Origin of the sequence: Motiliproteus sp. MSK22-1 (assembly GCF_001968815.1) — a bacterium.
Lineage (GTDB): Bacteria > Pseudomonadota > Gammaproteobacteria > Pseudomonadales > Balneatricaceae > Motiliproteus.
Genome location: NZ_MIEQ01000044.1, coordinates 549939 through 576198, shown reverse-complemented (window position 1 = coordinate 576198; position 26260 = coordinate 549939). Strand labels below are relative to the sequence as shown.

Annotated in this window: 24 protein-coding genes; 14 read left to right on the top strand and 10 right to left on the bottom strand. The window is 47.8% G+C overall.

The genetic code is table 11. The features are described from left to right. Window positions 1-48: 48 nt before the first annotated feature. Window positions 49-1074: a serine hydrolase gene (locus tag BGP75_RS13210; protein ID WP_076719167.1), complete on the top strand. Its 1026-nt coding sequence runs from the start codon at window positions 49-51 to the stop codon at window positions 1072-1074. 10 nt (window positions 1075-1084) lie between these two features. Here the strand turns inward: BGP75_RS13210 and BGP75_RS13205 are convergent, their stop codons facing one another. Further along, window positions 1085-1963 (bottom strand): LysR family transcriptional regulator, encoded by an 879-nt coding sequence (locus tag BGP75_RS13205; RefSeq protein ID WP_076719164.1) that lies wholly within the window; start codon window positions 1961-1963, stop codon window positions 1085-1087. A gap of 342 nt (window positions 1964-2305) precedes the next feature. On the opposite strand from BGP75_RS13205, the gene BGP75_RS13200 reads away from it, so the two are divergent. From BGP75_RS13200 to BGP75_RS13165, 8 genes are all read left to right on the top strand, one after another. After that, the gene (locus BGP75_RS13200; RefSeq protein ID WP_076719161.1) at window positions 2306-3490 is read left to right on the top strand and encodes an acyl-CoA dehydrogenase; all 1185 of its coding nucleotides are present in this window, start codon (window positions 2306-2308) and stop codon (window positions 3488-3490) included. Next, window positions 3487-4698: a CaiB/BaiF CoA-transferase family protein gene (locus BGP75_RS13195; protein ID WP_076719159.1), complete on the top strand. Its 1212-nt coding sequence runs from the start codon at window positions 3487-3489 to the stop codon at window positions 4696-4698. The genes BGP75_RS13200 and BGP75_RS13195 overlap by 4 nt, the downstream gene beginning before the upstream one ends. A 544-nt stretch (window positions 4699-5242) precedes the next feature. Continuing rightward, window positions 5243-6274, top strand: a complete 1032-nt coding sequence (locus tag BGP75_RS13190) for a TAXI family TRAP transporter solute-binding subunit (protein ID WP_076719156.1) — start codon at window positions 5243-5245, stop codon at window positions 6272-6274. 264 nt (window positions 6275-6538) lie between these two features. Next, window positions 6539-8677 (top strand): TRAP transporter permease, encoded by a 2139-nt coding sequence (locus BGP75_RS13185; protein ID WP_076719154.1) that lies wholly within the window; start codon window positions 6539-6541, stop codon window positions 8675-8677. Between the two features lie 64 nt (window positions 8678-8741). After that, window positions 8742-9956, top strand: coding sequence for an L-2-hydroxyglutarate oxidase (gene lhgO / locus BGP75_RS13180; protein ID WP_076719152.1), 1215 nt, complete (start codon window positions 8742-8744; stop codon window positions 9954-9956). A 20-nt stretch (window positions 9957-9976) separates the two neighbouring features. After that, a complete protein-coding gene (locus BGP75_RS13175; RefSeq protein WP_076719149.1) occupies window positions 9977-10756 on the top strand; it encodes an SDR family oxidoreductase in 780 nt (259 codons plus the stop codon). Window positions 10757-11036: 280 nt separating this feature from the next. Then, a complete protein-coding gene (locus BGP75_RS13170; RefSeq protein ID WP_076719147.1) occupies window positions 11037-11660 on the top strand; it encodes a LuxR C-terminal-related transcriptional regulator in 624 nt (207 codons plus the stop codon). A gap of 172 nt (window positions 11661-11832) precedes the next feature. After that, entirely contained in the window at window positions 11833-12108 is a 276-nt protein-coding gene (locus tag BGP75_RS13165; RefSeq protein ID WP_076719144.1) for a hypothetical protein, read from the top strand. A gap of 30 nt (window positions 12109-12138) precedes the next feature. On the opposite strand, the gene cobT is transcribed toward BGP75_RS13165, so the two are convergent. The 8 genes from cobT to BGP75_RS13125 all read right to left on the bottom strand — a co-directional run bounded on the left by cobT (window position 12139) and on the right by BGP75_RS13125 (window position 20768). Continuing rightward, window positions 12139-13236, bottom strand: a complete 1098-nt coding sequence (gene cobT / locus BGP75_RS13160; protein WP_076719332.1) for a nicotinate mononucleotide-dependent phosphoribosyltransferase CobT — start codon at window positions 13234-13236, stop codon at window positions 12139-12141. A 213-nt stretch (window positions 13237-13449) separates the two neighbouring features. After that, window positions 13450-14214 carry an alpha/beta fold hydrolase gene (locus BGP75_RS13155; protein WP_076719141.1) on the bottom strand — a complete coding sequence of 255 codons (765 nt, stop codon included), beginning with the start codon at window positions 14212-14214 and terminating at the stop codon, window positions 13450-13452. 110 nt (window positions 14215-14324) lie between these two features. Next, complete coding sequence (locus tag BGP75_RS13150; protein WP_076719139.1) at window positions 14325-14948, bottom strand: FKBP-type peptidyl-prolyl cis-trans isomerase; 624 nt, start codon at window positions 14946-14948, stop codon at window positions 14325-14327. Window positions 14949-15105: 157 nt separating this feature from the next. Continuing rightward, window positions 15106-15939 (bottom strand): M23 family metallopeptidase, encoded by an 834-nt coding sequence (locus BGP75_RS13145; protein ID WP_076719136.1) that lies wholly within the window; start codon window positions 15937-15939, stop codon window positions 15106-15108. 138 nt (window positions 15940-16077) lie between these two features. Next, a complete protein-coding gene (xseA, locus tag BGP75_RS13140; protein WP_076719134.1) occupies window positions 16078-17421 on the bottom strand; it encodes an exodeoxyribonuclease VII large subunit in 1344 nt (447 codons plus the stop codon). Window positions 17422-17529: 108 nt separating this feature from the next. Continuing rightward, window positions 17530-18204 (bottom strand): alpha-ketoglutarate-dependent dioxygenase AlkB, encoded by a 675-nt coding sequence (locus BGP75_RS13135; RefSeq protein ID WP_083704795.1) that lies wholly within the window; start codon window positions 18202-18204, stop codon window positions 17530-17532. Window positions 18205-18207: 3 nt separating this feature from the next. After that, window positions 18208-19092 carry a ribose-phosphate diphosphokinase gene (locus BGP75_RS13130; protein WP_076719132.1) on the bottom strand — a complete coding sequence of 295 codons (885 nt, stop codon included), beginning with the start codon at window positions 19090-19092 and terminating at the stop codon, window positions 18208-18210. Between the two features lie 158 nt (window positions 19093-19250). Next, window positions 19251-20768: a thymidine phosphorylase family protein gene (locus tag BGP75_RS13125; protein ID WP_076719130.1), complete on the bottom strand. Its 1518-nt coding sequence runs from the start codon at window positions 20766-20768 to the stop codon at window positions 19251-19253. A gap of 182 nt (window positions 20769-20950) precedes the next feature. On the opposite strand from BGP75_RS13125, the gene purU reads away from it, so the two are divergent. The 4 genes from purU (at window position 20951) to BGP75_RS13105 (ending at window position 24574) form a co-directional block, all read left to right on the top strand. Beyond that, on the top strand, window positions 20951-21805 hold the full coding sequence (gene purU, locus BGP75_RS13120) for a formyltetrahydrofolate deformylase (protein ID WP_076719127.1): 855 nt from the start codon (window positions 20951-20953) through the stop codon (window positions 21803-21805). 250 nt (window positions 21806-22055) lie between these two features. After that, window positions 22056-22469, top strand: coding sequence for a CBS domain-containing protein (locus BGP75_RS13115; RefSeq protein WP_076719125.1), 414 nt, complete (start codon window positions 22056-22058; stop codon window positions 22467-22469). Window positions 22470-22704: 235 nt separating this feature from the next. Continuing rightward, on the top strand, window positions 22705-23856 hold the full coding sequence (locus tag BGP75_RS13110; protein WP_076719122.1) for a DnaT-like ssDNA-binding domain-containing protein: 1152 nt from the start codon (window positions 22705-22707) through the stop codon (window positions 23854-23856). Window positions 23857-23914: 58 nt separating this feature from the next. Beyond that, entirely contained in the window at window positions 23915-24574 is a 660-nt protein-coding gene (locus tag BGP75_RS13105) for a replication protein P (protein WP_076719119.1), read from the top strand. Between the two features lie 174 nt (window positions 24575-24748). Here the strand turns inward: BGP75_RS13105 and BGP75_RS13100 are convergent, their stop codons facing one another. Further along, complete coding sequence (locus BGP75_RS13100; RefSeq protein WP_076719117.1) at window positions 24749-25792, bottom strand: DUF3549 family protein; 1044 nt, start codon at window positions 25790-25792, stop codon at window positions 24749-24751. Window positions 25793-25924: 132 nt separating this feature from the next. Between BGP75_RS13100 and BGP75_RS13095 the strand changes: the two genes are divergently transcribed. After that, entirely contained in the window at window positions 25925-26224 is a 300-nt protein-coding gene (locus BGP75_RS13095) for a GIY-YIG nuclease family protein (RefSeq protein ID WP_076719114.1), read from the top strand. Window positions 26225-26260: the final 36 nt, after the last annotated feature.

Below are 26260 nucleotides of genomic sequence, written 5' to 3'. Positions count from 1 at the left end.
CCAAGGTTTCTTGATAGAAAAGAAAACTGTTTATTTAGAGGGGCAAGAATGGAGTCGTCATTTCCAGACCTAACATGGAACATTCAGGGAGATCGAAAGGTGTCTGGTTGGTCTGGTGATAACCTGGATAAAGCAGAAGCGTTGGCGGAATCGATCGGATCAAATGCCTTGATGGTCATCCAGCATGGCCAAGTAATCCGCCAATGGGGTGATATCCAGTTCAAGTCCAGTATGGCTTCTGTACGAAAGAGTATTATGAGTGCGTTAATTGGAATTGCTGTCAACGAAGGGAGTTTGAGTCTTGAGGCGACACTGGCTGAGCTGGCTATTGATGACAAGCTATTGCTTACAGCGAGAGAAAAGTCAGCGACCGTTGCCGATCTGTTGAATTGCCGTTCAGGAGTCTATCATCCTTCTGTTTATGACAACCCGATAGGAAGACCAGCAAGAGCTGCTTACGCTCCTGGCGAGTACTGGTTTTACAATAATTGGGATTTTAATGTTTTGGGTTCTATTCACCGAAATGCGGTATCGATGAGTACCTCCGAGGCCATTGAAACTCATTTGGCGGCGCCATTACGGATGCAGGATTTTCAGCGTCCGGACTGTTTTCTGCTGGAAGGGGGTGAGTCTATCCATCCCGTCTACAAATTGAGAATGTCCTGCCGCGATCTTGCCCGCTTTGGGTTGCTTTATTTGCAGGGAGGAAAATGGAAAGGACGGCAGGTTATTCCAGAACAGTGGATTCTGGAAAGTACCTTTCCCCATACGGCTGATATCAGTAGTTACACCGATTTTGTTAAACACAAAGGTCGAGGTTATGGCTATATGTGGTGGACTGCGACGGTGGATGGTTTTGCAAAGGGGATTTATTCAGGTTTTTCCTGCTTCTATGCCAGTGGCTACGGAGGGCAGTTTCTGGTTGTTATTCCTGACCTTGATCTGGTTGTTGCTCATACGGTGGCTTGTGTTGATCAGGGCATAAGCCATGAACAAATGGGGCTTCTTTTGCAGCTGATCACCGCTGCGGCACCTCAACCTCATGGGCATTCTAATCACATCTCTGACTCTTAGTTAAGAGTTGTTATTGGAGTTTCAGGTTTTCTTGCAGGAATTCGGAAAATGCACGACTGGCTGCAGATAAATAGTGGCTTTTTTTCCACCCGAGTCCCAGCGGTAAGGGTATCCTCGGTTGAAATGGGATCGCGACCAAGCCTTCTTCCTCGTCGAGGATCATCGATAATCCGGTACTGATTCCTACTTTATTGAGAACCAGTGCTTTGAGTAGATCGATTAAATTGGTTTCAAAACGGATATCCAGGGAAATCTGAGCTTCTTTGGCATAGCGGCTGACGGCTTCTCGAAGGAAATAACCTTCGCGAAATAACACCAGAGGCTCTTTACAGAATGCTTCCAGCGTAATTGATCTGTGTTGAGCAAGGGGGTGCTGACTGGGTACACAGGCGAGGACTTCTTCTTCGAACAGCTCTACACAGCGTATCTGCTCGTGAGCCTTATCGGTTCTTACCAGGGCCAGATCAAGTTGTCCGTCCAGTAGCATTTGCTGTAATGATGCGGTTCCTGCCTCGATCAGATTAATGCGAACTCCAGGGTAACGCTGCTTAAATGCGGCCAGGACTGAAGGGAGGTAATAGGAACTCAGCATGCTGGACGCACCGAACTGGATCATCCCGGTCTCAATACCTTTTAAATCCTGAATCTCATGTTCGGCTTGTTGCACCGCTTCCAGGATAAGATTGGCATGTTTAAAAAGAACTTGCCCGTCAGCCGTTAAGGTCATCTGTCGTTCAGTTCGATTAATGAGTTTCAGGCCGACTTCTTCTTCCAGTTTTTTTATTGCCATACTTAAGGCAGGCTGTGCGATTCCAAGGCGGCTGGCTGCCTGGGTAAAGTTGCCAGCACTGGCGATTTCACAGAAGTAACGTAATCGCTTAATGTCCATAGGGGCCTCGTGCAGCGTCAAACAGCTATTGTCAGCTGTGGTCGCAATTGGTTGCTGCTATTTGTATGTATAGATCGTGTGTCGTTATTGTTCGTATGCAGTGATCAATGGTAGTAACTGGTCATTGTCGTTGTTATCAATAAAATTGATTGAAAATATAAAAACTATATATTGTATTTATTTTAAGCAATTAGCTACTGTTTAATCAGCTTTTGGTTTCCGATGGTTCACTTTGAGTCAATCTCGGTACAGTTGATACGTTAAGGTTAAGGCTCGATGCGGAGCCTTTTGAAAATAAAAAGTTTTCTAAATATACAGATATAACAATCACTGAGGTGCGATATGAGTAGTAGTCGAATCCCTTTCCAATGGGACGATCCTTTTTTTCTCGATCAACAACTGAGTGAAGAGGAGCGGATGGTTTGCGAGGCAGCACGGGATTATTGCCAGAATCAGCTGATGCCACGTGTTCTTGAGGCGAACCGCAACGAAATCTTTGATCCTGAAATCATGCGTGAATTAGGTGAGCTGGGCTTGCTGGGCAGTACCTTGCCAGAGGCCTATGGTTGTGCAAATGTGAGTTACGTTTGTTACGGTCTGGTTGCTCGGGAAGTGGAGCGGGTTGATAGCGGCTATCGTTCTGCCATGAGCGTACAGTCCTCCTTGGTTATGCACCCCATCTATGCTTATGGCAGTGAAGCTCAGCGTCAAAAATATCTACTCAAACTCGCTACGGGTGAGTGGATTGGTTGCTTTGGTTTAACAGAGCCAGACGCTGGATCTGATCCTGGTAGCATGAAAACACGGGCCGAAAAAGTGGCTGATGGATACCTGCTAAAAGGGTCCAAGATGTGGATTACCAATAGTCCTATCGCTGATGTTTTTGTTGTCTGGGCCAAGTTGGATGGAGAAATTCGAGGGTTTATTCTGGAAAAAGGAATGCAAGGCCTCAGTGCTCCGAAAATTGAAGGTAAATTCAGTTTGCGGGCTTCCATTACCGGTGAGATCGTGATGGATGATGTTCTGGTTTCTGAAGAACAGCTTTTGCCTAATGTTAAGGGTCTTAAAGGTCCCTTTGGTTGTTTGAACAAAGCTCGCTATGGGATTGCATGGGGATCTCTCGGGGCTGCTGAATTCTGTTGGCAAGCTGCTCGACAATACACACTGGATCGTAAGCAGTTTGGGCGCCCACTGGCAGCCACGCAACTGGTGCAAAAGAAGCTGGCTGATATGCAGACAGAAATTAGCCTGGGATTACAGGGTTGTTTGCGAATGGGTCGATTGATGGATGAAGATCAATGCCCGGTGGAACTAATTTCCATGATGAAGCGCAACAATTGCGGTAAGTCGTTGGAGATTGCGCGTGTTGCCCGGGACATGCATGGCGGTAATGGTATCGCTGACGAATTCCACGTTATTCGTCATGTGATGAACCTGGAGGCTGTTAACACCTATGAGGGCACTCACGATGTCCATGCCTTGATTCTGGGTCGAGCTATTACTGGTATTCAGGCGTTTAGCGGATGAGTGGTGCTTTAGATGGCTATCGGGTGCTGGATCTCAGCCGTATTCTAGCCGGTCCCTGGGCCGGGCAGATGCTGGCCGACTTTGGCGCCGAGGTCATCAAAGTAGAGCGTCCAGGCCGCGGTGACGATACCCGCGGCTGGGGGCCTCCGTATGTAAAGGGTGAAAAGGGGGAGGATACTCAGGAATCCGCCTACTTTCACTCGGCTAATCGCGGCAAACGTTCTCTCACCATTGATCTGTCTCATTCTGAGGGGCAGGCTCTGGTGCGCGAGCTGGTCGCGGAGTGCGATGTATTACTGGAAAATTACAAAGTCGATGGGCTGAAAAAATACGGTTTGGATTACGACAGTCTGCAGCAGATCAATCCGGGACTGGTTTATTGTTCAATTACCGGTTTTGGCCAGACAGGCCCTTATCGCCAAAGAGCGGGTTATGACTTTATGATTCAAGGCATGGGTGGCTTGATGAGTCTGACCGGAGAGGCTGAAGGAATGCCGATCAAAGTCGGTGTAGCATTAACCGATGTGATGACCGGTTTATATGCGGCCAATGCCGTTATGGCGGCACTGTTGAGTCGCGCTAAAACGGGGCAAGGCCAACATATTGATCTGGCTTTGCTGGATGTGCAGGTGGCGACACTTGCCAACCAGGCGATGAATTATCTGGTTTCAAAACAGACTCCGCAACGGCTCGGTAATGCGCATCCGAATATAGTTCCTTATCAGGCCTTTGCTACTCAGGATAGCCATATCATTCTGGCGGTGGGCAATGACGCCCAGTTTTCTCGTTTTGCTGAGTTGGTCGGCTACCCTGAGTGGGGGTCAGATGAGCGCTATAGGAGCAATAACGCCCGAGTCCTTCATCGAGAAAGTCTGGTGGCTCTGATAGCGGCCTGTTTACAGCGAAAAACGAGTGCAGACTGGCTCAAACAGCTCAATCGACTGGGTATTCCCTGCGGTCCTATCAACAGTCTGGATCAGGTTTTTAACGATTCTCAGGTACAGGCCAGGGGAATGGTGGTTCAGTTATCTCACCAACAAGCTGGCAGCGTCCCGTCAGTTGCTAATCCCATACGCTTTTCAAATACGCCGATCAGCTACCAGCAGGCTTCTCCCTTATTGGGAGAATACAGTGAACAGGTTCTACGGGATATTTTGAATAAAGATGATAAGGATATTAGACATCTCAAAGAATCTGGAATTATTTAGGACTCATCCTTCCTGGTTTTCCGATCGGTTGAGACAGGCAATGATCACCGGGTTTTGAGATTGTTTCCCCATCGTCAGTTTGAATTCTGTTATTGAGTCCCTTACCGGGTGCATCCTCCTGTTTTTGAATTTTAGGCAAGATATTGCCTATCCTGGCTATCATTTCACGAGTCTTTCTTTTTATTCCTGCTTAATCTAATGAGCTTGGCTGTTATTCGCCAGGAGTTCATGCCCGTTGTTGATAAAACTGGGAAGCATGGTAACAATTTCCAAAAAACACTCCTGAATGAGCAAAAAATTGCCGATCTGACGGGGTTTAGATAAGCAATAATTTGCTTGTTGCTTCGTTTACACACCTTCTTTTGTTTTTTAAATACTTTTTAATCAATGGATTAGAGTATATTTTCTATGTTGGCGCGAGTCTTGTAATGCCTTGAGGTGTAAGAAACCACAACACTAAAGGCGTCACTGAATCCAGTGATAGAAGCTGCTGGACATATTCAGTGATTACCTAATAAAAACAACTGAACTGAGGAAAAACCCGATGCATACAAGCAAGCGCAGATTTGTCAAAGGCCTGACCCTGGCTGTTACTTTAGGAGCGACGCTTGGCATGGCGTCTGTCAACCTGAAGGCGGCTGAAGCCAAATCCTATATTCTGGCCACTGCATCCACGGGTGGTACTTACTATCCTGTCGGCGTGGCCCTGGCAACATTATCCAAAATTAAACTGGAACCCAAGCACAAGATTTCCATGTCAGCCATCAGTTCTGCAGGATCGGGTGAAAACGTCAAGTTGCTGCGGGAAAATGAGGCACAGTTTGCCATTATGCAGGGACTCTACGGTGCCTGGGCGTGGAATGGCGAAGGTAAAGTGAAAAATAGCGGTCCGCAAAAGCAGCTTCGCTCTGTCACCATGCTGTGGCAAAACGTTGAGCACATTGCGGTACGTAGTAAGCACGCTAAAACCGGCACTGTTGATGATCTTCAGGCGATGAATGGCAAGAAATTCTCTATCGGCAAGCGCAACTCCGGAACTGAGGGGTCGGGCCGTCAAATTATGAATGGTCTGGGTGTTGATCCTGAGTCTTTTGATTTGGCCTATATGGGTTATGGTCCCAGTGCTGATTCTCTACAGAACGGTGCTATTGAAGGGATGAACACTCCTGCCGGTGTTCCTGTCAGTGCTGTTACTCGAGCCTTTGCTGCGCTGGGTGATGGCATAAGAGTGTTGGATTTTACTGATGAGCAGATGAAGAAGGCCAACAACGGCTATAACCTTTGGACCCGCTATGTCATCCCTGCCAACACTTACCCAGGGCAGACAAAAGACATCAATACTATTGCTCAACCTAACTTTCTGGCTGTCCGAGATGATCTGTCTGAAGATGATGTCTACATGATCACCAAGACTATCTACGAGAATCTGGCATTCCTCAACGGTATACACAAAGCAACCAAGGCGATGTCGATTGGAAAAGCGATTGACGGTTTACCCGTGCCTCTTCATCCTGGTGCCGCAAAGTATTACCGCGAAATGGGACATGTCATTCCTGAGCATCTAATTGCCGAGTAAAGGTCATTTGTTTTACGGGATACATTTATCGAATAGCCGCAGGCACAGGCGGCTGGTCTGGAAAAGCCAGGGAGGGCAAAGCGGTATTCTGAAGATCTCTCTTGTTGTAATGCTGCTATTGGCAGGGCTTCCGTACCGGCTATCAGCGCTGATTTTCAGTCAATGTTTATAAATTCCCACTGATTACAAGCATGATTAGAGACGATGATGTACTGCCAAGGTACGAAATGCTCATCCTGTTGAAGTGTCATAAGAGGTTACGATATGTCGGCCACTAATATAATCGATGATGAAACTCGGAAAAAACTCGACAGCTTTGAGTTGGCCACTCGCAGTGAAAGCAGTTTTTCGGGGAAGTTTGTTTACTGGTTAGGTGTTGGTTTTGCCCTGGCTCATGTGTATTTCAATACTATCGGGACTATGTCCGAACTCTGGGTCTCTGCCATTCACTTCGGTGGTTTCGCACTGATATGTGCTTTAACTATTCCGATGAAGAAGGGGGCTGCGCGCAGCCGTTGGGTACTGGGTATTGATCTGGTTATCGGTTTGATAGCTATAGGATGTGCTGCCTATCTGATCCTCTTTGAAAGCTCATTGTATGATCGGGGGGTGCATTTCAATAGCAGCGATTGGATCGCCGCCTGTCTGGCTATTGTTGTGGCGCTGGAGTTGACTCGTCGTACCACAGGCTGGTTTATCCCACTTCTGATAGTGGTGGCTCTGACCTATGTGTTCTGGTGGGGTAAGTATCTGGGAGGCGTTTTTAATTTCCCAGGATTGAGTTTGGAAACCGTCTTATTCAGGAGCTATTTTAGCGGCGAGGGGATGTTCGGTTCAATTGCGCGAATTTCCTGGACATTTGTTTTTATGTTTATCCTTTTTGGCGCCTTCCTGGTTAAGTCGGGTGCCGGGGACTTTATAATCGAACTGTCCCGGTGTGCTGCCGGACGCTTTGTTGGCGGGCCGGGTTTTGTGGCTGTATTAGGCTCCGGTTTAATGGGTTCAGTCTCCGGTTCTTCTGTGGCCAATACGGTATCTACAGGGGTTATCACCATTCCATTGATGCGTAAAGCGGGATTCCCCGCCTCTTTCGCAGCAGGTGTTGAAGCGGCTGCTTCTACGGGGGGGCAATTGATGCCTCCGGTGATGGGGGCCGGTGCCTTTATCATGGCTTCTTATACCCAGATCCCTTACCTGGAAATTATCGCCTATGCCGCGTTACCGGCATTACTGTACTTTTTATCCGTAGGTTTCTTTGTTCGCATTGAAGCTAAGCGCAGTCATGCGGGCTCTATCGAACTGAACACACCGCCCATTGGAGAAGTACTTAAGGGTGGCTGGCATTACCTGCTCCCCTTAGCAGTGTTGGTTGGTTTATTAATTTATGGGTTTACACCCACCTATGCCGCAGGCATCAGCATCGTTTCGGTTGTGCTGGCTTCATGGTTATCTTCAAAACCGATGAAGGCCAAGGATATTCTGGATGCTCTGTCCCAGGGTTCCAGGAATATGGCCAACACCGCAGTACTGCTGGTGTCTATCGGTCTTATCGTTAATGTCATTTCCACCACCGGCATCGGTAATACTTTCTCTTTGATGATTAATGACTGGGCGGGTGGCAGTTTGTTAATTACCTTGCTTCTGGTTGCCATCGCATCTCTGGTACTGGGTATGGGATTACCGGTTACTGCTTCTTATATTGTTCTCGGTACACTCTCTGCACCGGCACTGTATGGATTGATTAGTGAGAGCCATTTGCTTCAGATGATGGTGGATGGGAGCCTTCCAGAAGCGGCGAAATCTATATTCCTGCTGGCAGACCCAAGCCAGGCGGTGGCACTGGCTGAACCCATGGCCCGTGCTGATGCGACGGCCTTACTGGCTATGGTCCCCGGTGACTTCAAAGGTACTCTGATGGAAATGGCGCTTGATCCCAGAGTTCTGGCCATGGCGTTGCTGTCGGCCCATATGATTATTTTCTGGCTGTCTCAAGACAGTAATGTAACGCCTCCGGTTTGCCTGACTGCCTTTGCAGCAGCGGCGATTGCCAAGACTCCTCCGATGGCTACAGGTTTTACTGCCTGGAAGGTTGCCAAAGGGCTTTATATCGTACCGCTGCTATTTGCCTATACCCAGTTTATCGGTGGGACTGTTATTGAAATACTTGGCATCTTTACCTTCTCTTTATTTGGCATATATGCCCTGGCTGCGGCCATAGAAGGATTTCTGGAATCAAAACTGAATTTGATTTCCCGCGCAGTGGCGTTGGTACTGGGGGTTATCTTACTCTGGCCACATGAGCTATTGGTGTTGAACATATTGGCGTCGTTCATGTTTATTGGGCTGTTCTGGTACAGTCGTCGTGCTCAAGAGAGTTCGCTCGAAGCGCCGGAGACAGTCTGATTATTAATCGGTATCCAGGGCTGATCAGCTATAAAAGACATTTATCTATGAAAGATCTTTATCTATGACAACCACATACGATTATCTGATCATTGGGGGTGGCATTGTTGGATTGTCTACTGCCTGGCAGTTGCAGCAACGATATCCGGAGAAGAATATAGGGTTATTGGAGAAGGAGGCGGAGTTTGCCCAGCATCAGACCGGTCACAACAGCGGTGTGATTCATGCGGGGGTGTATTATGAACCCGGTAGCCTTAAAGCTCAGTTCTGCCGGCAAGGGGTTGATGCCACAATTGAATTTTGTCAGCAGCACCAAATTCCCTATGAACAATGTGGAAAATTGTTGGTAGCAACCACTCCCAGAGAATTGGAGCGCATGGAAGCGCTTTATAAACGGTGTCACGACAATCAATTGGATGTCACGCTTTTGGACCAGCAGCAGCTGGCAGAACGAGAGCCGAATATTCAGGGGTTGGGGGCCATTTTGGTGCACACCACCGGCATCGTAAATTACCAACAGGTATGTATTCAGATGGCTGAGTGTTTCAGGCAGCTGGGTGGTAAGACCTTTCTTAATACTGAAGTTAAATCCGCAACAGAACAGGACGACGGAGTCCAATTGGAAACTACTAAGGGGGCTTTTCACAGCCGCTTTCTGATTAGTTGTTCCGGTCTGATGGCTGATCGTATTACTCGAATGTTAGGGATAGAGACGGATTTCCAGATTATCCCTTTTCGTGGAGAGTACTACCGTCTTCCGGCGGACAAAAACAAGATCGTTAAGCACTTGATTTATCCTATACCTGATCCGGAACTCCCGTTTTTGGGGGTTCACCTGACACGAATGATTGATGGCTCGGTCACTGTTGGGCCTAATGCTGTTCAGGGGTGGAAGCGAGAGGGATATGGACGTATTAACTTCAGCATTCGTGACGTTCTCGACATGGTTTCATTTTCAGGTTTCTGGAAGGTCCTGAAAACCCATTTGAGAACCGGATTGATAGAAACCAAAAATTCCTGGTGGAAGCCAGGCTATTTGAAGCTGGTACAAAAATATTGTCCCCAGATCAAATTAGCAGATCTTCAGCCATACCCTGCCGGGATCCGAGCTCAAGCGGTGCTAAAAGATGGCTCTTTGGTGCATGATTTTCTTTTTGCAGAAAGTCCACGATCGCTGCATGTATGCAATGCCCCATCTCCAGCGGCAACCTCAGCGATTCCCATTGGAAATTACATCGTCGAAAAAATTGTTTCTCGACAGGATCACGATTCGGAATAAATTAGCTATCTGGAGGGTTTATGGATCTTGCTATTAAAGGCCGCAAAGCTATTGTTTGTGCTGCTTCCAAAGGGCTGGGACGGGCCTGCGCGTTTGCTTTGGCTCGGGAAGGCGTTGACCTGGTAATCAATGCTCGCACAGCAGGGCCGCTTGAAGCGACCGCAGAAGAGATACGCCGAGAGACGGGGGTAGACGTTGTTTCAGTCGCCTGTGATATAACCACTGAAGAGGGGCGTAATGCTGTGCTGAAAGCCTGCCCGGCTCCGGATATTCTGGTTAATAACGCGGGAGGCCCACCTCCGGGGGACTTTCGAGACTGGGAGGAAGAAGCCTGGAACAAAGCTTTGAATGCGAATATGTTGACGCCGATTTTCCTTATTAAGGCTGTGGTAGATGGGATGATGGAAAGAAAATTTGGCCGCATTATTAATATTACTTCAGCTGCAGTGAAAGCTCCTATTGCAGTGCTCGGTCTATCTAATGGGGCCCGAACCGGATTGACAGGGTTTGTTGCGGGGTTAGCGCGTGAAACCGTTGCTTCTAATGTCACCATTAACGGTTTGCTGCCAGGGCCTTTTGATACTGATCGGCTTAAGGTCACCTTTCAAGGGGCTGCTGATAAAACGGGCCAGACCATCGAGCAGGTTCGTGAACAACGCCGCCTGGGAAATCCTGCTCAGCGTTTTGGTGATCCTGAAGAGTTTGGAGCTACCTGTGCATTTTTATGCAGTGACAAAGCAGGTTTTCTTAATGGTCAGAATATTCTGTTGGATGGAGGAGCGTTTCCAGGAACACTGTAATCTTTTAGGCAAGTTGTCTGTAGGTCGCTTCAATGTCAAATGTGATCATGCGTGAGTACCCCGGAGGCTGTTGATGGGCTGGGTTATTTCACCAACCTTGGCTCTCCTTCTGGAATAATTGCGTGTCACCAAAGCGGGGCTTTGTCAGTGCTCAGTACATGGCATTATTATTGCCTAAGAGGATTGCATAGAGGGGGACACAGCAGAGCTGGTAACTCTGTTCTGATCCCATCCTCTGAATGCTATATCCGTCAGTAAATCTGGAGCTTAGATCTTTGCAATGAAAAATGCCCTTATAGTTGCTGAACACCCGTTATTCCGCCTGGCTATTGCGGATTTACTTAGAAAACAGAATATGCAGAAGATCTTTGAACAGAGTTCATTAGATTCTTGTAGTCCAGATATACCAATGGCTTATGATCTGTTGATTATCAGTGTTGAGCCTGGTGACAATTGTTTAATAGAACGCTTACTCCGGGAGCCTCGTCAATCTGGCGGACAGGTCGTGGTATTCAGCCAGGTCTTCGGTAAAAGGCATCGTTGTCTGCTAGCGGGTAATAAAGTTGATCTTTGTTTACCGGTGTCTGTGCACTGTGCTGTTGCAGAAAAGTATCTGGCAGAGATTATTGCACCTTCTGGATGCATAACCGGTATCAGCTCTTTACAGGATTCCCAGCTAACCGGGCGTTTTCTACCAGATCTTTATGACCTGACCAACAGTGAGCGGGTGGTGTTGTTTCACTTGCAGCAGGGCCTTAGTAATCGCGCTATAGCTGAGCGTATGAGTTTGTGTCTGAACACGGTCAAAGTGCATCTGTCCAGTGCCTGTAAAAAAGCCGGATTCAGCAATCGAACACAAGCGGCGTTGACGACTAATGATTTGATTAGTCTGGGGGCGCTGTAAATATCAGGCACTTATACCCGGGCTGTCATGAAGTGTTATGGATGGTCGATTGATACTTGATTCTGATCTGAGTTGCTATTGTGTTCTAATAGTGGAACTAACAGCAGTACGCTTTCCAGCAACACTGGGCAGTACAGAGCCTGATCTCGCACAATGACAAAAGAAGGTGGAGATGAAATCCAATCCGGATAAATTACTCAAAAAACATAGGGAGTTGGTACAATCTGACGGTCTTCGGGTGAACTCCCACGTGCAGAGAGAAGCCGATGACTGGTTTATTAATACCCTGATGATTGAAGGTTGCGATGTACCCTTTAAATACCGTCGTAAACAACGATACAAAAACCTGAAAGGTCAACGAGTCAATTTAACCTATTACCCTTCATCTGAAACCGTTGCCGGGTTTGAAATGGAAGTGATGAATATAGTCCGGATAAAAATTTCCTAGCGACGGTTACTGGCAGATCAAAGCCTGTGCTTAGGTGCAGCAAAGCTCTCGGGTAACTGTTTCAATTTCCTCCAGTAGACGATTGTGACTAACTCCTGCGGAGATAAAGGCGCTAAAGGCTGCGGCTCCAGCTCCTACTCCTTCTTTAACGAGTCCTTCTTCATAGCGCTGTAAGTTGGGTATTGAAGAGCGGTCAAAACTGAGGTTTGCGTAGAAGCTAGCCATTGGAAAGGGTAACTGATTTATTATTCCGGCAAGGTTGGCTGATGGGTCTTTAGCGACCCAGGCGGTAGTCGCCAGGGCAATATTGCTTAAGTTTCCTGAATGACCCTGCTCATACAGCCGCTGGATTAGCGCTGCAACAGCAGCCATTTGCGTTCCGCCACCTAAGACAACCGGCACTTTCAAGCTGGCCTCGAGGGCCATTAAGGCAATGGCAGGCTGCATCGGATCACCTATGGCCCTGACTATTTCCAGGGCCGGTTGGCTACTGCCTGTTAAAGTGGCTGCTTTCAGGGCTTGATCAACAACCGCTTCCTTTTGTCGATGGTTACCGCCTGGAAAAGAGGAGGAGACACTTCCACGAGCCTGGATTCCCAAACCTTCCAGCAAAGCGAGTGCTGTTGTCGTCCCGCCAGGAACGGATTCAGCAAGAATTAGCCATGGAGCCTGCTGGGCCAGCAGGCCGCCTGCTTGTTGGCAGTTTGTGATAAATTCCGCCTCATATGACAGTGCCCGACCGCTGGTTATGCAGCGCCCCGCACGTCCTGCCAGTGACAGAACAGGGGTTTTGGGTAAAATCTCGCATCCCGCGTCAATAATTAAAGGGTAACTTTGCTGTAACCTCAAGGCCGCAATGCTGATAACAACAGGACTAGGCGGTCCTTCGGGACTCTTGGGGATATCATCCAGGGATTTTGGTTGACCATGAATCAACGCTTCTCCATCCAGTGCTGCCGTATAGCGGCGTTTCTCTGGAGTGGCGCCAGCCGCTGAAATGCCAGGTATCTGTGCTGTTGCGGTTGATGCTAGAGTGCAGGTAAACAGTGGGGTTCCCTGCAGTTTACGGAGAAAGGTTTGGCAACTGTTTTGGTGAGCGACTATGCCTACACGTCTGTCACCTGGCATTTGAGTTGCTGAATTCATGTCTGAAGGCATTTTCGTCCTGTTTAACGAGGGAGTGGGTGTATCGTGCCAGAGATTATTACTCCACTCGAAGTGTAAGGAAATGCTTCTAATGCTAATTGCTTCAATGCGACCTGAATCGGCAGAGTCGCAGGAATGGTTATTTGAACGTTTAAACGTCGGGCCTGTGTGATAGGGTTTGAAAAACTGCTTATCTTAAGGCTGTTGCAAAAACCTCAGCAGTATTTTAGTAAAAACTGCCGGTTTTTCGGCATGAGGCCAATGTCCCACACCGTCTAGGATACGGGCGCTGGCATTGGGGAACAGGTGGGCGATAGTTGAACGGTGAGACTCCTGAATATAGTTGGAAACCCCGCCCTTAATAAAAAGAGTCTGCCCCTGGTACTTGCCTTTGCTTTGAGGCGCTTTGGCAAGTTGCTCATACTCTTTCTGCAGGCTGTCCAGATTCATTCTCCAGGCAAAATGGCTCTTGTCTCGATAAAGATTCTTTAATAAAAACTGCCGTACAGAAACTTCTTCTACATACTCTGCCAAGGCTGAATCCGCCTCTTTTCGAGAGCTGATCTTCTGTAGGTCTACGTTGAACAGTCCTTCAAAAACCTGGTCGTGGTGATGTGGATATTGCACCGGGGCAATATCCACAACCACTAGTTTACGGATTCTCCGGGGGTGGTCCAGAGCCAGTTGCATGGCTGCTTTTCCTCCCATTGAATGGCCTAGCAATAAAACCTGATCAAGTTGATGGTCGTCCAGAAACTCCAGTAAATCTGTGCTCATAGAGGGATAATCCATCTCGGAGCTCCAGGGGGAAAGGCCATGATTCCGCAGATCCACGGCATAGACGAGAAAATGTTCTGATAAGGCCTTAATTTGACCTCCCCAGTTTTCCAGTGTACCGAACAATCCATGGGCGATAACAAGAGGAGTCCCGCTACCGCTGACCTTATAGTGCAGTTTCATTCTGTGTAAACCAAATACTTAACTAGCAAGTTATATAACTAAAGCCACCTGATGCTGAACTCAGAAGGGGGGTTGAGTTCACAAAAGGCACTGAAACTATGGAATGCTGATTAAAGAATATCCAGCAGCTCTACTTCAAAAACCAGAGTTGAGTGAGGAGGAATGGCACCTTGAGCCCCTTGGCTGCCATAGGCCAGCTCAGAAGGAACGTGCAGCCTCCATTTAGAGCCAACATTCATCATCTGTAGCGCTTCTGTCCAGCCTGCGATAACACCGTTGACTGGGAATTCTGCTGGCTGACCACGGTCAACGGAGCTGTCGAAAATGCTGCCGTCTATAAAAGTACCGTGGTAATGGGTTCTTACTGTAGAAGAGGCTGTTGGCTTATCACCGTCACCAGCGACCAGAATTTCGTACTGCAGACCAGATTCTGTGATTTGAACACCTTCTTTCTTTGCATTTTCTTCAAGATATTTGATGCCTTCAGCGCCTGCAGCCTTTGCTTCTTCCGCTGCACGAGCCTGCATCTTCTCTTGTAGATCCTGAAACGCAGCTTGCAGCTCAGCTTCAGAAACAGGTGCCGCAACTCCTTGGAATGCATCAGCGAGACCGGTTTTTACCAGTTCGATATTCAGACCTTCAATACGGTTGCTTTTCAGCTGATCGCCCATCTGGCGGCCAATGCCGTAACTTACAATTTCTTCATTGGTGGTCGGTTTTAGCTGTTCGGACATGGAATCCTGCTCGTTAGTTTCAATTAAAACCGCGATTATATCAGTTTAAGATCTAATCATGGGGCTATAGTTTGTTTTTGACGACTCAATGTCATAGCAGAGATCAGCAACTGACTTGCTCATCTCTGACTTCAATTGATTGGGTTTGTGGTTAGAACTATTTGGATTCAACCATCAATAACGTTGGATCAATACGGGCGTTGTTAAGACTCACCCCCCAGTGCAGGTGAGGGCCGGTTACTCGACCTGTTGCACCAATGGTTCCTAGCTGGTCTCCTGTTTTCAGAGTTTCTCCCAGCTTTACGTCGATACGATTCATATGACAGTAAAGGCTGGTGAGGCCGTTACCGTGATCCAGAATGACTGTTCTTCCGTTAAAAAAGTAGTCACCGGTGGCGACTACCTTAGCGGGTGCCGGAGCGATTATAGGGGAGTTTTTAGGGGCGGCTATATCGAGACCGCTATGGGGTTTGCGTGGTTGATCATTAAAAAAACGCCTTAAGCCGAAGGGACTGCTGTGTGGCCCCTGGGCTGGCTTCAATAAGGTTGTAACCGGGGCATGGGTTTTGGGTTCTGACCAGCTCGCCAGAGCGGTCAGAATCTCTTTCTTCTCTTTGTTTATCCTGGTCATATCCAATGGGGTTGGATTGACTTTGCGTTTGTTTTTAATAACCAATCGTTGTTCTTTGTATTGCTTGCTCTCAATCTTAAAAGAGAGGTTATTGCCGTTAATGTTGACTGTTTCAGTACCGGCCTTGGCACTTAACGGAATACCCACCAGGGCAACCCAGTCCGCTTGGTCGGCGTAACGGGTTGCTGTCGCAGGCACTACCATGACCCGGTGTTTGCGATAGATGACCTTGGGTGATTCCTTACCCTGTAAGGGTAAATGAATGATCCCTCCTGGAACCGGGGAGTTCAGCGGTAATTCAAGGGCTGTCAGGTTAAAACTGGCAAGCAATAGCGGTAAGGCAGCCAACAGGTATTTCATCGAGTACAGCCTCTTATAGTCTTGTTGTTTAAAAGCACTGGTCTTTTTAAGGTGTTGCTACTTTAAATATGGGTGTTGATCGTTTGTTTCTGAATTGATTTCCAATTGTTAGCGGCAAGCGCTCAAGCTTAAGGTTCCTCAGTGATCCGCTTCGATTGTTTCGGTGACCTGGCATAGCAGACGGCCTTTGGCCAGACGAGTCTGCAAGGTATCTCCGATGCTTATATCGCTGGTGTTCCGGACAATATGTCCCTGCTGGTCTGAAACGATGGCATAACCACGACTTAGGGTGGCTAAAGGGCTGACGGCCTGCAGAGCATGACTCTGTGATGCCAGCTGCACTCGGCGCTTATCCAGTTGTAAACTCATTCCTCGTTTTAATCTCTGGTAAAGTTCTTGCTGCCGGGTTTGCAGGTAGTCAATTTTCCGATCAGGAGACTGCTGTGTTAAGCGATAATCCAAGTGAGACAATCGCTGTTGATAGAGGTTCAGGCTGTATTTGAGCTGGCGCTTTAGGCGAAGCTCAAGCTCATCTAATCTTTGAGCCTGTTCCTGAAGTCGTTGACCTGGATGTCGCAGGCGCTGGCTGGCACTCTTTAAGCGCAGGCTTAGTAACTCAATCCGGCGTTTAAACTGGCGGGCGAGTGCTTCTTCATAGTAGCGAAGCTGTCCGCCCAGGGTCTCTCTGTCCGGGCTTAGAAGCTCAGCGGCAGCAGAGGGTGTCGGAGCTCTTAAGTCGGCAACAAAATCAGAGATACTGAAATCAACTTCGTGACCAACAGCACTGACAATCGGAATGTCGCTGGCAAAGATAGCCCTGGCGAGTAATTCGTTATTGAATGCCCAGAGATCTTCCAGCGAACCGCCACCTCTGCCGAGAATTATTACATCACAACGGCCGTCCCTGTTGGCGAGGTTCAAAGCGTCTATCAATTGTTGTGGTGCTTCTTCGCCTTGAACGGCTACCGGAAATATACTCACAGGAATCGCCGGGAAGCGGCGTGCCAGAACGCTGACAATATCGCGCACTGCTGCGCCAGTGGGGGAGGTGATTACGCCGATATGCCTGGGTAAGGTCGGGAGCGGTCGTTTATGTTGCTGAGAGAACAATCCCTCCTGTTCCAACTTTATTTTCAGCGCCTCGAACGCTGCCTGAAGTGCTCCTGCACCGGCTTCTTCAAGGTAATCACCGATTAACTGAAACTCTCCACGACCTTCATAAAGACTGACTTTAGCTCGTAGTTTGACCTGGTCACCATTACGGGGTTTGTATTTGAGAAAACGATTGCGGTTTTTAAACAGAGCGCAGCGAACCTGAGCGCCTTGATCCTTCAGGGTAAAATACCAGTGTCCTGAACTGGGGCAGACGAAGTTGGATATTTCACCTTCGATATTCAGTACTGAAAAACCGCTTTCGAGTAACTGCCTGACCTGTCTGTTCAGTTCGCTGACGCTGAGTGTTTGTGTATTTTGTTGATGCACTAGGGTTTTTGTCCCGTTGGAGCTGTAAGCTGGTCGGTTATTAATATTGATTACCGGGGCTATGGTACACCTTGGGTGGCTCTGAACAAGTCCCATCCATAGCTGGAGTTAACGAGTTTGAACAATCTGCCGGAAGCTCAGGTTGATCCGTGGTGCAGTAGGTCTTTTGGTTTTAGGCAGAGCATGTAGCCAGTGTTGCTGTGTTTCTCCTGCCATTATCAACAAAGAGCCATGCTCCAACTGTAACTGATGTTGCTGATCTTTGTGTTTCTTATGACGTAAACAAAACCGACGCACAGCCCCCAGGGTCAAAGAGGCTATGATGGGGGAAGGGCCCAGTTCGGGTTCATTATCGGAGTGCCATCCAACGCTGTCCTGACCGTCCCGATAGAGATTTGCCAAAACTGAATTGAAGCAAACGCCGGTCTGTTCTTCGATCAAACCAAGCAGTTGGCAGAGTTCCCTTGTCCATGGTTGTGGCTGCAGGTTAAGGCCTGAATAACGGTAGTGAGCGTCTGTATCGCCGTACCAGGCTTGCAGTCTTGGAATAGGGACGGGGCGGCCGAACATCTGAATTTGATCCTGGCGCCATTCCAAGCTTTCTGTCAGTTGCTCCAGAAAGTGATCAGCTAAAGCCGACGACAAAAAACGGGCATCATAACTGACCACAGCATCAGTCAACCTGAGGTCGTTATGTTGCTGATGACTAGTCAGCTGAACAGAATCCGTCGGCCTTTCAGGATCTGCTGGTATTGGTGCTGATTTAGATGACGGTTGCTCCATCACTCAGTCTTTTGCCCATTGTGCCAGTGGAACCGCGAGCGCAGCGCTAACGTCAATTTGATTGGAAGGGTGAGGAATGGTGCTGGTACTGATGACTTCTGCCTCTTCTTGCAGCTCTGAATAGGCATTGTCAGCAAAGATGCCATGGACACCAATGCAGTATCCCCGATTCAAACCTGACTGGCGAAGTTGCATCAGGGTTGTCAGCATTGTCCGACCACTGGAAATAATATCGTCCACCAGTATAGGGGTGTGATCCTTCCAGGTTTTCAGTGAGGGCACATTGATCTCTACATCCCGATCGCCTTTACGGTTCTTTTCCATAACCAGAAAGGGGGCGTCGATCAGTTGCGCAACTTCACTGACCCATTGTTCGCTCTCGCTGTCAGGCCCCAAGAATAACGGTTGTTTGATGTGAGTGCCGACCCAGTCGGCAATCAGTGGGGCTGCTTTGACTATATGCGTCGGAATACTGTAGACCTCATCCAGAGAATGGATGCGGTGCAAATGTGGATCGATGGTTACCAGAAAATCCAGATAATTTGAGAGTAGCCTGGCAAACGGACGTGCATTGACACACTCTCCTGGCAGAAAACGTTTATCCTGACGCATATAGCTTAGATAGGGCGTTACCAGTGCGACTTTGCTTGCGCCAAGTTCTCTTAAGGTTTCTACCAGAAACAGCAGTGGCATGATCTTATCGTTAGGCTGGTATAGGTTACAGTAGACTATACAGGGGCGTTCCTGGCAATTGCTGTCGATACGCAGATAGGTTTCCTGGTCGGGAAAATATCGCTGGTTAATAACCCCTTCTTCAGCGTCGAGGTGCGCTCTTAGTTGTGAAGCCAGAACGGGATCGCTGTTGAGGTTAAAAAGCAGAGGGTTCATATATTTGATATCCTCGAAAGGGTAACTTTCTGTAATGCTAACTGTTTATCGTAAAACTGACAGTAACTTATCGTAAAACTAACAGTGACTTTGTTATGCCTGATCAAACGGGTCATAACAGGGAACCATTATTTCATCAGCCCGTGACCTTAACTCAGTCAGGGCGATACTGTAATCAGTTGTCTGTGGGTATTCAAATAGGCGACGGCATAGTCTAATTCACCCGGGCTTTCTGCATGGATCGTCAATAAGGTTTCACCTTTTTTTACTCGATTACCCAGTTTCGCATAAATCACCACGCCCGCTGCCGGGTCAGCTGGAGCTCCAGCAAGCTTTGCTGTCTGAGATAGTTGGCGGTTATCTATATTGCTGACCACTCCTGCTCGTGGACTGATCATATTGTAGCGGTAAGGGGCAACCGGTGGTTCTTGCAGACCTCCCTGGGCCTGACATATTTCCTGAAATTTCTTCCAGGCGGCGCCGGAATCTATAAGAGCGACAGCCATCTGGAAGCCTTTGTCTGGCTCTGCTTTACTGCACATTTCTAATAGTTCACCGGCCACTTCAGCGGCGCGAATTTTAAGGTCTTGAGGTGCATCTTTCTTGTTTTGTAAAACAGCCAGTATATCCCAGGCTTCCAGTGCTGGACCTATACCATTCCCCACCGGCTGGGAGCCATCACTAATCATGATACGTACTTTCAGCCCCAGGGTTTCGGCCACTGTTCGCAGTAGTGTTGATAATCGCTCTGCTGAGGCCTGATCTCTGATTTTGGCCGTAGATCCGACGGGTATGTCGATCAAAACATGTGTCGCACCTGCCGCCAGCTTTTTGGACAGCACTGATGCAATTAGCTGACCTTCACTGTCTATTTCCAGAGCTCTTTCCACCCGTATTAACAGGTCATCGGTTGGACTCAACCGCACTGATCCGCCCCATGCCAAACAACCTCCATGCGTTTTAACCAATACCCGGATCTGGTCGAGATCCAGACGAACATTGGTCAAAGTTTCCATTGTGTCTGCGGTACCGGCGGGGGAGGTGATTGCTCTCGAAGACGTTTTTGGCATACTAAGGCCTGCTGCTGCCAGAATTGGCACCAGGATCGGAGTTGTCCGGTTTCCAGGCAGACCACCGACACAATGTTTGTCTACAATCACCGGTAGATCCCATTCCAGTTTACTGCCGGCCTCCACCATGGCGCGAGTCAAATCAATAATTTCTTCTACATCGAGCTTTCCATCACCACAAGAGCTGATAAAAGCAGCCAGGTGGACATCAGCATAGCGTCCTTTCGCTATATCTCGAACAATGTCATCAATCTGGTCTCTGGTCAGCCTGTGACCAAATATCTTGGCACGGATGTGGGAGAGTGATTCCAACGGCTTGGGATGATATACCCAAACCTGATCACCGTCGGTCAATTCCATATGCGCCCAGGCTGATTCCGAAAACCCAATCTCCTGGTCCTGGAGTAAGCCATTGGTGACGATATGCAAGGTAGCAATAATTTGCTTGTCAGGTGACTCAACCCTGACTCTGGATAAAGCCGAGAAGCCTTCCGAATGACAAACGTGGCTGTCGGAGGGCAGGTAGATTGTTAGCTCCTGATGGGTGTCAATACCCATGCGGCGAGCTGCTAATGGTAGTAGGTGCTTACCTTTGCGATTGATCATAGCTGTCAGGTCACCGCTTTTAGCTCCTTCGTCTTTTTTGAGTATGCCTTAATTTTGCCGGTTCGCATATTGGTCTGCGGCAGTAGGTGTGATACGGATAATAAATTGTTAGAATCGCCGCTACTTTTTAGCGCAGGCTCTGGGCTGTTAATCACGTCCAGCTCCTTATAGAGAAGGATACTATGGAACCTAAATACAGACTGGTTATTTCTTGCCCCGACCGGCTTGGAATCGTAGCGATGGTCAGTAATTTTATTTCCAGTCACGGTGGCTCCATCGGTGATGCCAATCAGCATTCGGACAGCAGCACTGGCTGGTTTTTCATGCGGTACGAAGTTCGTGCCGGCAACATACCTTTTTCCATTGACCAGTTGCGCGAAGCTTTTGCACCGATTGCTCAGTCATTTTCCATGTACTGGCGGATTGAAGATTCTTCTCGTCCCAAGCGAGTAATGTTGATGGCCAGCCGTGAGGCACATTGTTTGTCCGATCTGTTATATCGGTATCACAGCAAAGAGCTGGATTGTGAAATTCCCTGTGTTGTTTCTAACCATGACGACTTACGTAGCATGGTAGAATGGCATGGTATTCCTTATCATCATATTCCCGTAGACCGTGATAACAAGGCAGAATCATTTGAGCAGGTTCGTAACAAAGTCAAGGAGTATGATATTGATACCATAGTCCTGGCTCGTTATATGCAAATTCTGCCGCCGGACCTATGTGAAGAATACGCTTCTCGAGTGATCAATATCCATCATAGTTTCCTGCCTTCTTTTGCCGGTGCAAAGCCTTACCACCAGGCCCATGAAAGAGGGGTAAAACTGACCGGCGCTACCTGTCATTATGTGACTCAGGATCTGGATGCCGGTCCCATTATTGATCAGGATGTCATTCGTATCAGCCATACCAATGAAATTGCCGATATGGTCAGGTTAGGCAGAGATGTAGAAAAAACGGTATTGGCGAGAGGGCTTCGCTGGCACCTTGAGGATCGTATTCTTGTTCATGGTAACAAAACCGTGGTTTTCAATTGAGTTAGGTTCTGTGGTCTTCGATTCAAAGTTACTATAGGCTGACCGCAGATACTGTTCCAGAGTACCATTGTTTGAATGGGATCTGATTTAGCGGAAATTTTTGGAACAGTGATTCTTGGTTAAGGGCGGTATTCAGGGATACTGAATCAGGGTACTAACGGCAGGTGACGGGTACCACTAATTTGAGAAGTATAAATCTTCATTCAGAAGTACGCTGGAATTTATCTGTTGCGAATAAGGAGCAGCAAGTATGTTGAGGTCTGTTAAAGTTCAGGACTACATGAGCACCCAGTTGATCACTTTCAAGCCGGAAACTGATTTGTTTCAGGCGATTAATATCTTTACTGAACATAATATTTCGGGTGCTCCAGTTGTCGATGATCGTGGTGAAATGATAGGAATGTTATCTGAAGTGGATTGCCTGAAAAGCATTCTTAGCTACACCTATCATGAAGAGGAAAAAGGTGGCAACGTCGGTGACTTCATGACCGATAAGGTAGATACCGTCAAGCATGATGAAGACATCGTTAATTTGGCCGACAAGTTTATTAATGGACCGCGCCGACGTTTTCCTGTCCTTAAAGATGGTAAATTAGTCGGACAAATCAGTCGCAAAGATGTGCTGCGTGCAGTTAAGGAGTTTGTGGGTCAGGAACAAAACTGACCCGAAAGGTTTCAAACAGACAGCTATAATCATCGAGGAGCAGGTTCTCCTCGATTTTTATTTGCCTGTCTGACCAGCTTGGCTCTTTCCTGGCTGTTGCCAGCCTGTTTGTCTGGTTCTCTTTTCTTGATCTGCGGTGGTGTATTAATTTCAGCAGCGCTCGGCAATATTCCCTGTGATGTGGTAAGCTCCAAACCAGTTATTTATCTTATTACTGGGGCCTTCTGAGTTGCTTATGAGTGCTCTTTTTCCTGAACAACCTATTCTGTTTTATCCGTCACTGGCAAAATTATATGGCACTGAAGAGGCTGTATTGCTTGCTATTTACCATGAGTTCGCCCGGCACCATGGTGCTGAGGATAGTGATGGAAGTCTCTGTTTCCTGGCTCGCAGGCGGGAATGGCAACAATTGGTTTCGTTTTGGGATGAAGATCGTTTAGCCGAGATTACCAATAGTCTCGTTTCTCAGGGTGTTATTGAAGCCGAATTTAATACTAATGGCAGTATTCGTATCACTATTGCTAATGTTGGAAGTTCTGATCAGACTGAATCTGCCAACGGTCAGCATACTGGGAGTGAGTCTAACATTCATGAGTCGGCAACTGAGCCTGTTGATTCTGAAAATAGTGCGTGTTTGGCCAGTGAATCAACAGAAGGCCGTTCGACCAACGCTGTTGATGAGAGAGTTCAGAGTTCTCCCCGATTCAAAGAATCTGTTGCCGGTAGTGCTTTGCAAACCCCCTCCTACCCTGGTGTTTCGGAGCCACAACTGGGTAGAAATCAGACCGGCGCTGTTGAAAATGCCGATTTTCCTGCTCAATCAAAGGCATATCAGGCAGTCAGGGAAACCCATCAGAGTGCTGCATCGAGTGTTCCGTCTCCGGAGCGGTTGAAAGCCTATAGTTCCCAGAATCAAGTTGCGGGCTCAATGTTGGAGCGAGGGCCTGCGCCGAGTTTTGGTGGCAGTGTTGGCTGGAGCCGCCCCAAGGATGATTTAGAGCATTTATTTGACCAACATGAAAAGCGTAATCAAAAACTGCATGAGATAGATATGGACTGGCGTCCCAGTCCAACAACCTATCAGATGTTGCAGCGGAAGAATATTTCAGCAGAGTTTGCTAACGGTCTTATTGATGAATTTATTGCTTACTGGATGCCGCAGGAAAAAAAGCGGGCTTCCTGGGATCCGTCATTTATTAAGCTGGCACATAGAGAATGGGCGAAAGAGCAAAACCGGCAAGGGCGTCTTGCCCGCCAGGAACAGAATAACCATGACAAGGTCGATACCGTAGAGGTTAGTGGTGAAAGATATCAATCAAATAATCGCGCAGAGAAACGCGAGCGGATTACAGAAGCAGTCATGGACATCAACAACATCGACTGGTGATACGTCGGAGCAACCACCTAAAGATCTTATTAGTCCAGAAACTAAAACACTGGTTAATATGATCTTTGCTCGTTTTATGACTATCTATGGTCATAAATTTAAAAGTGTTTTTGAAAATGAAAGTGAGATTCGAATTGCAAAGCGTGAATGGGCGCTGAGCCTGAGAGAGTACTCTGAGCAAGAGCTGGTTCTGGCGGTGACACGCTGTAAGGAAGAATTTGTCTGGATGCCGACAATCTCTGAGTTTCTTTCAGTCTTAAAGAAAGGCCTTGAGGATTTCGGATTACCTTCCACTTTGAAGGCCTATAATGAGGCCTGTCATCATGCAGATCGTCCGAGGGATCATACCTGGAGCCATGCCGCCGTTTACGTGGCCGGTCGTGAAACTGACTGGTATCGCCTGCGTGGAGAAGAAAAGTCTCAGGTTTACCCTGATTTTGAGTTCAATTACCGAAAAATTTGTCAGCGGGTTTTGGCAGGGGAGTCATTAGAAGTACCTTTGCCCAAAGGTCTGCCAGACAAATCCAGCAACACTCTTGCAGAATTTATCCAACAGTGGGAAAAGGATAACCCAGTGACACCGGAGCAGGCTGCGACCCTGCTCTATTATCTGCAAAAACCTAAGGGCAGTCCTGTTCGGGCGCATTTTAAGCAGCGTGCTGAAGAGCGGCTTGTCGATTGGGGTCTTAAGCTGGAATTGCCAGACGACTATCAATAGAGGACGCCGAGCAGACGACAAAGATCAGATGGCAATGCTGCTGGTAGCTCTGGTATTTCTGATAGTGATAATACTTAGCTTTCTTCCACCCCAGGTGCACCCATTTTTTCAGGTGGAGCAGAGGTGGAAGAAAAGGCCTCGTCAAGAATTAAAAAAACAGGCAGGTTGTTAACATTAGCCAGGTGCCTGAAAGAATGCGCCAATCGCACGGCTAAGATCGTCACTCCGTTTGGGATCGCGAAAACTCTCCATAATGATTCCGCGCATGCCGGGGATAAATACCAGGTCTCTAACCATCAGGTTAAAGCTTTGCTGTCCGGCAGAGTTTATAGACAAATTATTCATGAATGACAGGCGAATCTGACTATCTTGCAGATCCTTCCAGGCACGGCTTGCTATGGCAGCCAAGACCTCTATTTCCGGGCCGAAACGGCTGTTAAGTACGCGCAGCAATGCCTGTTGTCGCAATTCTTTGGAATGACTCTGGGAGATTGCCCGAAGTAGAGCCCCGACGGTATTAGGGCTGCTATCAGCTTGTTCTATAACCTGTAGCAGGCGGTCAAAAATTGCCTGGCTAATGGTATGGGACGGGATTTCATGTTCGAGGTTGGCACAAACGGCCTCTAATGGTGGAATGGGGAGCTTTGGAATCGCTTTTGTTACAAGTTCATCATTACCTCGTTCATCCAGTCTGGCTATAACATCGGCAATCCCCTGCAAACCAACCTGATCCCATTGGTCAAATCCTCTTAAGCCGCTTAGGTACTCCCGAGTCAGCTGATAGTATCCAGATGCAGATTGTTTCAGTATTTTACTGGCTCGGGCATGGAATGCCGCCATTTTTTCTTGATCAGGAGTAAAGGAAAAAGGGTTATCCTTGAGTGGGTCCTGCTCTCCTTCCTGATTGAGCAGCTGATTCCCCACTGTCTTGGCTAAGCGATTCAGAAAATCATCACGGGCTGCCTGTACCAGTAACCCTTGCTCGTCCAGAGGAAATTTTAAAAACCAGATCAGGTGTTGCTCCGGTTGTTTTGGGTTCCAGATCATAATGCCGATCCAGGCATGCATAACCAGCGGGAGCGGATAAGGGGTTTCTGCCATTTCAAACTTTAAGAACTGATCCTGAGATAGTTTGCTGATACGACGACCCATATCAAAACAGCGAAAGTTTGCGTCAGTCGAGCGAAGGAAGTCGGTCAGGGTTTGGATCTTATTCATAGAGGTGATTAACTAAGCCTTGTTTTTCCGAAACAATGATCAGAATGGTAAGATGGTCAGCTATTTTACCACTCCTGGATGACTATCGGGACTCCCCTTTTTGTATTAACAGCTTGAGTAGAGAAATAACGATTGAAGACAGCAAGCTCAAAACAGTCATCTACCTCACTTTGGTACCTCTATATCATCGAGACCGCAAAAGGGCGTCTTTACACCGGTATTACCACCAACGTACAGCGTCGGTTTATGGAACATTCCAAGGGTAAGGGGGCGAAATACTTCCGTCTTGATTCGCCAAAGCAGGTGATTTATCAATGTGAGTTTCCTGACCGCTCAAGCGCGACAAAAGAAGAAATTAGAATCAAAAGCCTGAGCCGGGGGCAAAAGTTGCTCTTGGTCAAGAATAGCGATGTAAATATTAGCAATCGCTAACGTCGAGGCTGCTAATGTGCCTATAATATTTGCCGC